The following is a 10120-nucleotide window of genomic DNA, read 5'->3' as shown; positions in this document are numbered from 1 at the left end:
GAGGCCAGGCCGTTCGACCGCTGCGACGACAGCGCGCCGGTCAGGCCGAGTTGGTCGAACGCCGCCTTGGTGTCGAAGGCCAGGATCTCCTCCGGCCGCCGGCCCGAGAACAGCCGCAGCACGATGGCGATCAGCCCGCGCACGATGTGGGCGTCGGAATCCCCGCGGAAGCGCAGCGTCCCGTCGTCCTGCGGCTCGGTGACCAGCCACACCTGGCTGGCGCAGCCGCGCACCTTGTTCGGGTCCGAGCGCTCGGCGTCGGTCAGCGGCGCGAGTTCGCGCCCCAGCTCGATGACGTACCGGTAGCGCTCCTCCCAGTCGCCCAGCAGGTCGAACTCGGCGGCGAGGTCCTCGAGGTCCTGGTCGATGCTGGATGCCATGGCCGGGCCACTTAAGGACCCGCGCCGCCCCCGGCAATGGGGAAGCGGTCAGCCGTCGGCCATCCCGCCCGCCCCGCGCGGCGAAGCGCAGACCTCGCGCAGGCGCGCCCTCAGCCACCGGTGCGCCGGGTCGGCGTCGAGCCGGGGATGCCAGAGCATCGAGACGGTGAACGCCGCCGCCGGCCCCGGGATCGCGAAGGCGAACATCCCCTCGCGCAGGCTGGCGGTGTGCCGGTCCGGGACCGTCGCCACCAGGTCGGAGGCCCGCGCCACGGCCAGCGCCGCGGAGAAGCCGCTGACCACGCTCCTCACCGTCCGCGCCAGCCCGGCCGGCAGGAAGGGCAGGTCCACGGCGTCCGCCTCGAAGCCGCTGCGAGAGACCAGCACGTGGCCCGCCTGCGCATACCGCGCCGCCGTGACCTCGCCCCGCGCCAAGGGGTGGCCGTCGCGGACGACGCCCACCAGCCGGTCGCGGAACAGGGCCTGGGCGCGCACCTCGGGGCCCAGCGCCGCCTCGACCACGCCCGTCTCCAGGTCGACCCGCCCGTCCCGCAGCGGCGTGCTGTCCTTGTCCGGTTTCTGGATGAAGTTCAGCCGCACGCCCGGCGCCTCGGCCGCGACCCTGGCCATGAGCGCCGGGCCGAAGGCCTCCACGAAGCCGTCGCTGGTCCGCAGGGTGAAGGCCCGCGCCAGCCGGCCGAGGTCGAGGGCCTCGGCGGGGCGCAGCACGGCCTGCGCCTCCTCCACGACCTGCCGGACCCGGTCGCGCAGCGCCGCCGCGTGGGGTGTCGGGACCAGGCCGCGGCCGGCCCGGACCAGCAGGGGATCGCCCGTGACCTCGCGCAGCCGGGCAAGCGCGCGGCTCATGGCCGAGGGGCTGAGCCCCAGGCGCCGCGCGGCGCGCGCCACGCTGCCCTCGGCGAGCAGCACGTCCAGGGTGACGAGCAGGTTCAGGTCTGGCGCGGCCATGCGCGACCCTAGCACGCCTTTCGCGAGACATGGCGTTTCATGCACGAATGAAATGCAAACGCTGCGCGTTCCGCCATGTCATGACCCCGCCTACCTTCGCCACGGCACAGCTCAGCGAAGGGAAAGACGATGCCGCGCAACGCTCTCGACATGTTCATCGCCAGGGTGAGGTCGGCCTGGGGACCGCTCACCACCGAGCTCGTCACGGAATGCCGCGCGGCGCTCGAGGACCTCCTCGCCGCCGATCCCTCGGAGCCCTGGCTGGCGGCGCTCCTCGCCGAGGCCCCCGAGCGCCGCGAGCTCCACCGCGATCCCGAGCGCGGCTTCGTCCTCCTCGCCCATGCCGAGCGCGGCGGGCTCTACCGCCCGCCCCACGACCACGGCCGCAGCTGGGTGCTCTACGGGGCCCAGGGCGGCGAGGTCGAGATGGGGACCTATGCCCGCGTGGAGGGCCCCGACGGCGCGGTCCGGCTGGTCGGGCGCGACCGCGCCCCGTTGCGCGCCGGCCAGGCCCAGGCCTACCTCCCCGGCGACATCCACGACACGCGGTGCGTCTCCGACAGCGCCCTGCTGTTCCGTTTCACCGAGCGGGACCTCGGCAGGGAGGACCGCGAGGAGCACCGGGTCACGCGGTATGTGTGGCGTGACGGCGTGTGGACGGGAGCCGACCGGTGAGCCCGGTCGCCGGGGCCCCGCCGGCGCGGACGGTGTTCGCCGTGCTGGCCTCCATGGCCCTCGTGGTGCTGGACGCCGGCGTCGTCAATGTGGCCCTGCCGGCCATCGGCGGGTCGCTCGGGGCGGAGCCGGCCGAGGCGGTGCTGGTCGTCACCGCCTACCAGACGGGGCTGGTGATGGCGCTGCTGCCCTGCGGCGCCCTGGGCGAGAGGTTCGGCCACCGCCGCGTGTTCGCCTGGGGACTGGCGGCGTTCATCATCGCCTCCGGGCTCTGCGCCGCCGCGCCGGGCCTGCCCTGGCTGGTCGCCGCCCGCTTCGTCCAGGGGCTGGGCGGCGCCGCGGTCATGGCCCTGGGCGTCGCGCTGCTGCGCTTCGCCGTCCCGGAGGGGCGTCTCGGCGCGGCGATCGGCTGGAACGCCCTCACCGTCGCCCTGGCCGCCGCCGCCGCGCCGAGCCTGGGCGCCGTCATCCTCTCCGCCGCCGGCTGGCCCTGGCTGTTCGCGGTGAACCTGCCGCTCGGCGGCCTTGCGCTCCTCGCCGCCCGGGGCGCGCCTTCCGGACCCGCCGGGGGCCGCGCGCTGGACCTGGTCAGCCTCGCGCTGAACGCCGCCGCCTTCGGCCTGCTGGTCGTGGGGGTCGAGCTCGCGCCGGCGGCGCCGGTCGCCGCCGTCGTCCTCCTCGCGGCGGCGGCCGCCGCCCTGTGGGGCCTCGTGCGGCGGGAAGGGCCCAAGGCCGCGCCGCTCATGCCGCTCGACCTCCTGCGCGCCGCGCCGTTCCGGACCTCGGTGATCGCCTCGGTGTGCTGCTTCGCCGGACAGACCGTCGGCCTCCTGGCGCTGCCCTTCTACCTGCAGCAGGGCCTGGGGCAGGGGGCGCTGGCGACCGGGCTCTACATGACCGCCTGGCCCCTGAGCGTGGCGGCGACCGCCACCGTCGCGGGACGCCTCGCGGACCGCTGGCCGGCGGCCTGGCTCTGCGCGGCCGGCGGCGCCTGCCTGGCGGGCGGTCTGCTGGCGGCGGCCGCCTGGCCGATCCACGGCGATCCCTGGCCGCTCGTCCCGGTCTGCGTCCTGTGCGGGCTGGGCTTCGGCCTGTTCCAGACGCCGAACAACCGCAGCCTGTTCCTGTCCGCGCCCGCCGCGCGGAGCGGCGCCGCGGGCGGGATGCAGGGCACGGCGCGGCTCAGCGGCCAGACCGCCGGCGCGCTGGCGATGATGCTGCTGTTCAGCCTGGCCGCGCCGGACGCGGCGCCCCGCATCGGCTTCGCCCTGGGCGCCGCCTCGGCCCTGGCGGCGGCCCTCGTCAGCCTCTCCGGCGCCTTCCCTAGCCCGCCGGCAGGCGCACCCGGGCGGTCACGCCCTGGCCGATCGCCGAGGCGAGCTTCAGCGTCCCGCCCATGGCCTGGCAGTTGAGGTCGCAGATGGCCAGCCCCAGCCCCGCGCCGTGGGCGCGGCGGGTCAGGGCGTTCTCGCCCTGCTCGAACGGCTTCAGCAGGCGCGGCAGGTCGGCGGGGTCGACCCCCTCGCCCTGGTCCTCGATGACGATCTCGACGCTGTCGCCGCAGCGCTCCACCCGCACCTTCACCTCGCCGCCGTCCGGCGAGAAGGTGACGGCGTTCTGAAGCAGGTTGCCGACCACGGTGCGCAGCGCCTTGGGATCGGCCAGGATCAGGATGTGCTCGGCGCTCCCGTCGATGCTGAGCGCCACGTCCCGGGTCACCAGCTCCTCCTTCAGCGCCCCGGTGACGTCCTCCAGCACGCACTCCAGCGGCTCGGCGCGGGCGTTCATCTCGGCCGCCCCGCTCTCCAGCCGGGCGATCTCCAGCACCTGGTTGACCAGCTTCAGCAGCTTGGCGCCGCTGCCGCGGATGATCTCGGCGTATTCCTTGTACTGCGGGTCGCCCAGCGGCCCGTACAGCTCGGTGGCGAGGATCTCGGAGAAGCCGAGGATCGAGTTCAGGGGCGTGCGCAGCTCATGGCTGACCATGCGCAGGAAGGACCGCTTCTGGTCCTCGAACGCCGCGTCGCGGCGGCTCTGCTGCGCCGCCGCCTTCTTGGCGGGCGTCGCGATCGTCTGAAAAGCCGGCTGGGCCATACTGTCGCCGCGGACCTTCTGTCCTAAGGGACGGGCAGCTTGGGCTATCGCGCTTACGATTTCGTTTCGCCGCATCGGGCGGTCGCGCACCAGGCGAGCGGCCTTACGTGGACTCGCTTCGGCCGCTAAGCTCGCGGCGCAACCGGAGAGGGAACGCTCCCCAGACCATGCCGTACGTGCGGTACAATTCGCGCAGGAAGGTCCGCCGCCGCGGCCTGGGCTTCGCCGTGGGCTGGCACCTGGCCTGGGCGCTGGCCGTGGCGCTGGCCGCCGGCGCCCTGGTCGCCACGGGCCGCCTCTCGCCCGGCGTCGAGCTGGCGGCGCTCGCCGTGGGCGCGGTGCCGGCCCTCGTCGGCGCGGGCTTGGCGCTCACCCGCGCCCAGCCGGCCCGGATCATCGCCCTGCTCGTCTGGACGCTCGCCGCCGCCGTCGCCTGCCAGATGACCGGCGGCACGCTGGGCCCGCTGGCCGCCTGGTGCCTGGCCCCGCTGGCCGCCGCCGCCGCCTTCCGCCGCTCGGAGCTGCTCTCCATGGGCGCGGCCGGCGCGGTCGCCGCCGCGGCCCTGGCCTCGGTGGGCACCCTGCTGCTGCCGCTCCCGGCGCCGCCGGCCGGGGCCGCGCCCTGGCTCAGCCTGCTGTCCCTGGCCACCGTCGCCATCGGCCTCGGCGCCGGCCTCGTCTCCCTGCAGGGCCAGTCGCGCCGCTACGTCCGCGTCCGCGACGAGGCGGAGACGGCCCTGCGCGAGGTGCTCGACAACCAGCCGCAGCTCCTGATGGGCCTCTACCCCGGGGGCCGCATCCTGGACGCCTACGGCCAGGCCCCCGTGGGGCTGGACCACCGCGATTTCGTCGGCCGCAACCTGGGCGAAATGGTTTCCCGCGACGACCGGCCGGCCGTGGACGAGGCCCTGCAGCGCGCCGTGCAGGACGGCTCCGCCGAGGTCGCCTTCATCCCGATCCACGATCCGCAGGGCTGGTGCGTGCTCAGCCTGCGCCGGATGAGCAGCATCCGCCTGGTCGCCGCCCTGCGCGACGCCCGCGCCCAGCGCGCCCGCGAGACCGAGCTCGAGCAGGCCCGCGCCTCGGCCGAGAGCCAGAACGCCGGCAAGAGCCGCTTCCTGGCCAACATGAGCCACGAGCTGCGCACCCCGCTCAACGCCATCATGGGCTTCTCCGACATCATGCGGCAGCGGCTGTTCGGGCCGATGTCCGACCGCTACGTCGAGTACGCCGAGCTGGTCCACGAGAGCGGCGCCCACCTCCTGGAGCTGATCAACGACGTGCTCGACATGTCGAAGATCGAGGCCGAGCGGTTCGAGCTGGCCCGCGAGACCTTCGACGCCCGCGACGCCGTCTCCTCGGTCCTGCGCCTGATGCGCGGCCAGGCCGACCGGGCCGGCATCCAGCTTCGCGGCGTCCTGCCCGCCGAGCCTCTGGAGGCCGACGCCGACCGCCGGGCGATCAAGCAGATCGCGCTCAACCTGGTCTCCAACGCCCTGAAGTTCACGCCCCGCAACGGCGCGGTGACGCTCACCGTCCAGGGGTCGGGCGAGGTTCTGGAGATCGTCGTCGCCGACACCGGCGTCGGCATCGCGCCGGAGGACCTGGAGCGCCTCGGCCGGCCCTTCGAGCAGGCGGGCGACGCCGGCCAGAAGGCGGCCGGCGCGGGCCTGGGCCTGTCGCTGGTGCGCGCCTTCGCCAGGCTGCACGGCGGGGAGATGACCATCGAGAGCACGGTGGGCGAGGGGACCACCGTCTCGGTGCGGATGCCGGTGCTTACCGGCCCAGAGACGGCGGCGGAGCCCGAAGCTGCGCCTGCCTCTGCCCTGTCGGGGCTCTAGCCGGCGTCACCTCCAGGAAGGCGCGGCCGGCGGCGAAGTCGCCGACTTCGATGTAGGCCCGCCGGGCCCCGCCCGAGAACAGGAACTCCACCACGATCGCCTCGCGCGGGTCGAGCTGCGCCAGGTGCCGCGCGGCGCCCGCCGGGAAGCGGAACGCCCAGCCGCTCTTGGCGTCCTCGGGCAGGAGGTCGAGGCCGGCCGGGCTGCGCGCCTCGGCCATGTAGCCGCGCGTCGCCGAGGCCGGCGGCACGCGCCGGGCCAGCGGCAGGGCCGCCGTCGGGCCGCCGTAGTAGCGGTCGAGGTAGGGACCCCATGTGCGCAGGGTGTCGCGCAGCAGGAGCCGGGCGCCATAGGGCTCGGCGCCGTCGGCGAAGCGGGCCACCGCCATCAGGGCGCTCGCGCGCTCCTCGCCCGCGAGGCCGAACGACAGCCGGTCGCGCCCGAAGCGGGCGTCCTGCACCAGCCGCCAGCGGATGCTGCGCGAGGCGATGCGGTCGGCGCGCCAGGCGCCGAAGTCGCCGGGGTAGGAGAGGCGGGTGAGCCGGGCGTAGCCGTCGAAGGCGTTGCGCACGCGGTCGGCGGACACGGCCATCTCGGGGGCCTGGCAGGGCGTCTGCGCCGCCCGGGCGCGCGCCGACCGCTCGGCCGCCTTCAGGGTCTCGGGGGACGCGCCTGAGCGGAGCGCCGAGCCGCGCGCCTGGGCCACGCCCACGACCAGCGCCTGCGACACCTCGGGCGCAAAGAGCCCGCAGCGGGAATCGGCCTCCCGGATGGCCGTACGCTCGAGGAACAGGTCCACAGGCTGCGCGTGCGCCGCCACGGGCGCGACCACGCTCGCCGCGCCCAACAAACCCAACCACCGAGACGCCGGCCGCGCTGGCTTGCGCGGGTCCGTCATGCGTCTTCTGTTCTGCGTCCGGCTTTTCCCGGACATTGGAGCCGACGTTAGCGGGCGCGTCTTGCGGTTGCGTTGAGGAACGTCCTTAACCGGCGCGGTTAACGGCGTGACACCGCCGGCGGACTTCGCGCATGGTCCGCAGCCATGCTGCTTTCCACCGACATCTGGGTCAGCGCCCTGATCCGCCGGGCCGAGATCGGCGGCGCCTTCGGCGTCGTCGTGCGCAAGGGCGACGCCCGGGCCGGCGCGGTCCTGGTCAAGGTGCTCAACCGCACCGACGGCACGGCCAGGCTCTACGCCGAGGCCACCCGCATGGACGGGGAGCGGGTGTGGATGCAGCCCCAGCTCACCGACCAGGAACCCGACCTCGACCGCTACATCGAGCGCGCCGCCCGCATCGACCCGGACATCTGGGTCGTCGAGATCGAGGACCGCGAAGGCCGCCACTTCCTCACCGAGCCGGTGGAGAAGGCCTGACCTCCCGCCACGACTGCCGTCTTGTGGGAGGTAAGGAACATCCCCCGCCCCGGCCGTATTGACGCCCCGATGGCCCGCCTCTCCGACCTCTCCGTCCCGCTCGACCTCGCCACCATGGAGGCGAAGCTCACGGACGAGATCCCGAAGGCGCCCGGCTGGCGCTACGAGCCCAAGTGGGACGGCTTCCGGTGCCTGGCCTTCCGGGCCGGCGACGAGGTCGAGCTGCACGCCAAGTCCGGCAAGCCGCTCGGCCGCTACTTCCCCGACGTGGTGGAGATGCTCCGCGCCCTGCCGGTCGACCGCTTCGTGGTCGACGGCGAGCTGGTCATCGAGACCGCCGGCGCGCTGGACTTCGACGCCCTGCAGCTTCGCCTGCACCCCGCCGAGAGCCGGGTGCGCAAGCTCGCCGCCGAGACCCCGGCGTCCTACGTCCTGTTCGACTGCCTGATGGACGGCAAGGGCGGCTCGCTGGTGGACGCGCCCCTCACCCGCCGCCGCGCCGAGCTCGAGGCGCTGTTCAGGCGGTTCGGCAAGCAGCCGCGCCTGCGCCTCTCGCCCGGGACCACCGACGCCGAGGAGGCCTGCCGCTGGCTGCAGCAGGCCGGCGCCGGCCTCGACGGCGTGGTCGCCAAGCGCCTCGACGGGCCCTACGTCCCCGGCGAGCGGGCCATGCTGAAGATCAAGCGCATGCGCACCGTCGACTGCGTGGTCGGCGGCTTCCGCTACGCGCAAGGGTCGAAGCAGGTGGGCTCCCTCCTGCTCGGCCTCTACGACGACGCCGGCCGGCTGAACCACGTGGGCTTCACCTCGACCATCGCCAACGCCGAGCGGCCGGAGCTGACGAAACGGCTGGAGGCGCTCGCCCCCGGCCCCGGCTTCACCGGCTCGGCGCCCGGCGGGCCCAGCCGCTGGTCGAACGAGCGCTCCGCCGAATGGACCCCGCTGCGGCACGAGCTGGTCGTGGAGGTCCGCTACGACCACATGACCGGCGGCCGCTTCCGCCACGGGACGAAGCTCCTCCGCTGGCGCCCGGACAAGGCGCCTCGCCAGTGCGCCTACGACCAGCTCGACGCCGGCGGCGCCGCCGCCTTCGCGGCCCTGGGGGCATGACGCAGCGTGCTCCGGCCGCCGCCTCCATGAAAGCCCTCCTCCTCGATGGAGGAGGGTTGGGTGGTGGTGCGGGCGCTGAGGTGACGAGCCCGCGCAAGTGGGCCCCGAGCCCAACGGCGCTCATCCCCCGACACCCTGCACTCACCACCAACCCTGCCCTTCCTCCATCGGGGAGGAAGGGGCCCGAGCCCCGCTAGGCCGCCAGCGGGATCCGCCGGGTCCGCCACATGGAGTAGGCCACCCCGCCGCCCAGCAGGGCCGCCGTGACGCCGAGCGACACCGGCGCCGGGAACTTCTCCCAGCCCATGGCCTCGGCCACGAACACCTTACCGCCGATGAACACCAGCAGCAGGGCCAGCGCCGTCTTCAGGTAAGCGAAACGCGCGGTCAGGGCCGCCAGGGCGAAATACAGCGCCCGAAGCCCCAGGATGGCGAAGATGTTGGACGTGTAGACGATGTAGGGGTCGGTGGTGATGGCGAAGATCGCGGGCACGGAATCCACCGCGAACACCACGTCGGCCAGCTCGATCATCACCAGGGCCAGGAACAGCGGCGTGGCGTGGAGCAGGGGCCGCGTCCCGCCCGGCGGGGTCCGACGCACGAAGAACCGGCCGCCCTCGAAGCCGTCCGTGAGCCGCAGGTGGCCCGCCAGCCACCGGTAGGCGGGGTTGTCCTTCGGGTCGCCGTGGCCGCCCTTGGAGACCAGCATCTTCGCCCCGGCGATCACCAGGAAGCCGGCGAACAGCAGCAGCACCCACTCGAACTCGGCCACCAGGGCCGCGCCCGCGCCGATCATGATGGCGCGCAGCACGATCACGCCCAATATGCCCCAGAACAGCACCCGGTGCTGGTAGGCGGCCGGCACGGCGAAGGCCGCGAAGATGCTGGCGATGACGAAGACGTTGTCCATCGCCAGGCTCTTCTCGACCAGGAAGCCGGTGACGTACTCGAGCCCCGCCTGGCGGCCGAGCTCGCTCCACACCCAGGCGCCGAACGCCAGGCCCACGGTCAGGTAGCCGGCCGAGAGCATGAGGCTCTCCCGGGCGCCGATCGCCTTGGCCTTGCGGTGCAGGACGCCCAGGTCGAGGACCAGCAGCACCACGACGACGGAAAGGAAGGCGAGCCACATCCACACGGGCTTGCCGAGCGCGCTTTCGGTCAGGAATTCCATGGGGTCGGGCTCAGCCGGCGTGGGCGGGGTTCAGCGGGGCGAGCCCGCTCTCCAGCCGGAACAGCTCGTCCTTCACGACGGCCTTGCCGCGCCTCAGCTTCGCCACGCGGCCCTGGTCGGGCGCCGGCCTCGCCAGCTCGCGGCGGATCTCGCGCTCCAGCTCACGGTGCTTGGCGCGCAGACGATAGATGGTGATGTGCGACATCATCGGGGCTCCTCTTGTGAGGGGTGCGCCCGATGCCGGATCCGCGTTGGGGGGAGGCGACGGACCCAAGCATCGAGCACACCCGATGCGGTCCGACATCGCGATCGCTGGGAGTTCGATCGCCAGAGGGGCCCGGCCCGCAGGCCTAAGTTTGGGATCGCCGGCGAACCTTTCAAGCCCCGATGAAACCTTTTCCCTCGCCTTCATCGGGAGGGCGGACGGCGCGCCGGCGCCGCCGGGTGGGGAAGTCGCGTTCAGGCGGCCACTCCGCGCCCGGCCCGCACGTCCCCACCCCGGCCG

11 protein-coding genes are annotated in these 10120 nt (G+C 74.0%); 5 read left to right on the top strand and 6 right to left on the bottom strand.

Features of this window, described 5'->3' with window-relative positions; all coding sequences use genetic code 11:
• Together V7Z97_RS17450 and V7Z97_RS17445 are read right to left on the bottom strand one after the other, a co-directional pair.
• Positions 1-380, bottom strand: a 380-nt coding sequence (locus V7Z97_RS17450; RefSeq protein WP_334164712.1) for a SufE family protein, incomplete at its 3' end; no start/stop codon positions are given.
• A gap of 48 nt (positions 381-428) precedes the next feature.
• Positions 429-1349, bottom strand: coding sequence for a LysR family transcriptional regulator (locus tag V7Z97_RS17445; RefSeq protein WP_334164711.1), 921 nt, complete (start codon positions 1347-1349; stop codon positions 429-431).
• A 129-nt stretch (positions 1350-1478) separates the two neighbouring features.
• Here V7Z97_RS17445 and V7Z97_RS17440 point away from each other — a divergent pair, with 129 nt between their 5' ends.
• The gene (locus V7Z97_RS17440; protein WP_334164710.1) at positions 1479-2024 is read left to right on the top strand and encodes a hypothetical protein; all 546 of its coding nucleotides are present in this window, start codon (positions 1479-1481) and stop codon (positions 2022-2024) included.
• On the top strand, positions 2021-3436 hold the full coding sequence (locus V7Z97_RS17435) for an MFS transporter (protein ID WP_334164709.1): 1416 nt from the start codon (positions 2021-2023) through the stop codon (positions 3434-3436). Before V7Z97_RS17440 ends, V7Z97_RS17435 begins: the two co-directional genes overlap by 4 nt.
• On the opposite strand, the gene V7Z97_RS17430 is transcribed toward V7Z97_RS17435, so the two are convergent.
• On the bottom strand, positions 3348-4118 hold the full coding sequence (locus V7Z97_RS17430; protein WP_334164708.1) for a sensor histidine kinase: 771 nt from the start codon (positions 4116-4118) through the stop codon (positions 3348-3350). The two genes, V7Z97_RS17435 and V7Z97_RS17430, sit on opposite strands and share 89 nt — an antisense overlap.
• 167 nt (positions 4119-4285) lie before the next feature.
• Between V7Z97_RS17430 and V7Z97_RS17425 the strand changes: the two genes are divergently transcribed.
• Entirely contained in the window at positions 4286-5959 is a 1674-nt protein-coding gene (locus V7Z97_RS17425; RefSeq protein ID WP_334164707.1) for a sensor histidine kinase, read from the top strand.
• Here the strand turns inward: V7Z97_RS17425 and V7Z97_RS17420 are convergent.
• Positions 5895-6791, bottom strand: a complete 897-nt coding sequence (locus V7Z97_RS17420) for a hypothetical protein (protein ID WP_334164706.1) — start codon at positions 6789-6791, stop codon at positions 5895-5897. The two genes, V7Z97_RS17425 and V7Z97_RS17420, sit on opposite strands and share 65 nt — an antisense overlap.
• A gap of 210 nt (positions 6792-7001) precedes the next feature.
• On the opposite strand from V7Z97_RS17420, the gene V7Z97_RS17415 reads away from it, so the two are divergent.
• Together V7Z97_RS17415 and V7Z97_RS17410 are read left to right on the top strand one after the other, a co-directional pair.
• Entirely contained in the window at positions 7002-7334 is a 333-nt protein-coding gene (locus V7Z97_RS17415) for a DUF1491 family protein (protein WP_334164705.1), read from the top strand.
• Positions 7335-7403: 69 nt separating this feature from the next.
• Positions 7404-8444 carry an ATP-dependent DNA ligase gene (locus V7Z97_RS17410; protein ID WP_334164704.1) on the top strand — a complete coding sequence of 347 codons (1041 nt, stop codon included), beginning with the start codon at positions 7404-7406 and terminating at the stop codon, positions 8442-8444.
• Positions 8445-8637: 193 nt separating this feature from the next.
• On the opposite strand, the gene V7Z97_RS17405 is transcribed toward V7Z97_RS17410, so the two are convergent.
• Both V7Z97_RS17405 and V7Z97_RS17400 read right to left on the bottom strand, forming a co-directional pair.
• Positions 8638-9615 (bottom strand): TerC family protein, encoded by a 978-nt coding sequence (locus tag V7Z97_RS17405; RefSeq protein ID WP_334164703.1) that lies wholly within the window; start codon positions 9613-9615, stop codon positions 8638-8640.
• Positions 9616-9625: 10 nt separating this feature from the next.
• Positions 9626-9823, bottom strand: a complete 198-nt coding sequence (locus V7Z97_RS17400) for a DUF465 domain-containing protein (protein ID WP_334164702.1) — start codon at positions 9821-9823, stop codon at positions 9626-9628.
• Between the last annotated feature and the right edge of the window lie 297 nt (positions 9824-10120).

Source organism: Phenylobacterium sp., assembly GCF_036821595.1.
Classification (GTDB): domain Bacteria; phylum Pseudomonadota; class Alphaproteobacteria; order Caulobacterales; family Caulobacteraceae; genus Phenylobacterium.
Note: the sequence above shows the minus strand (reverse complement) of the source record. Positions and strands in the feature narration are given on the sequence as shown.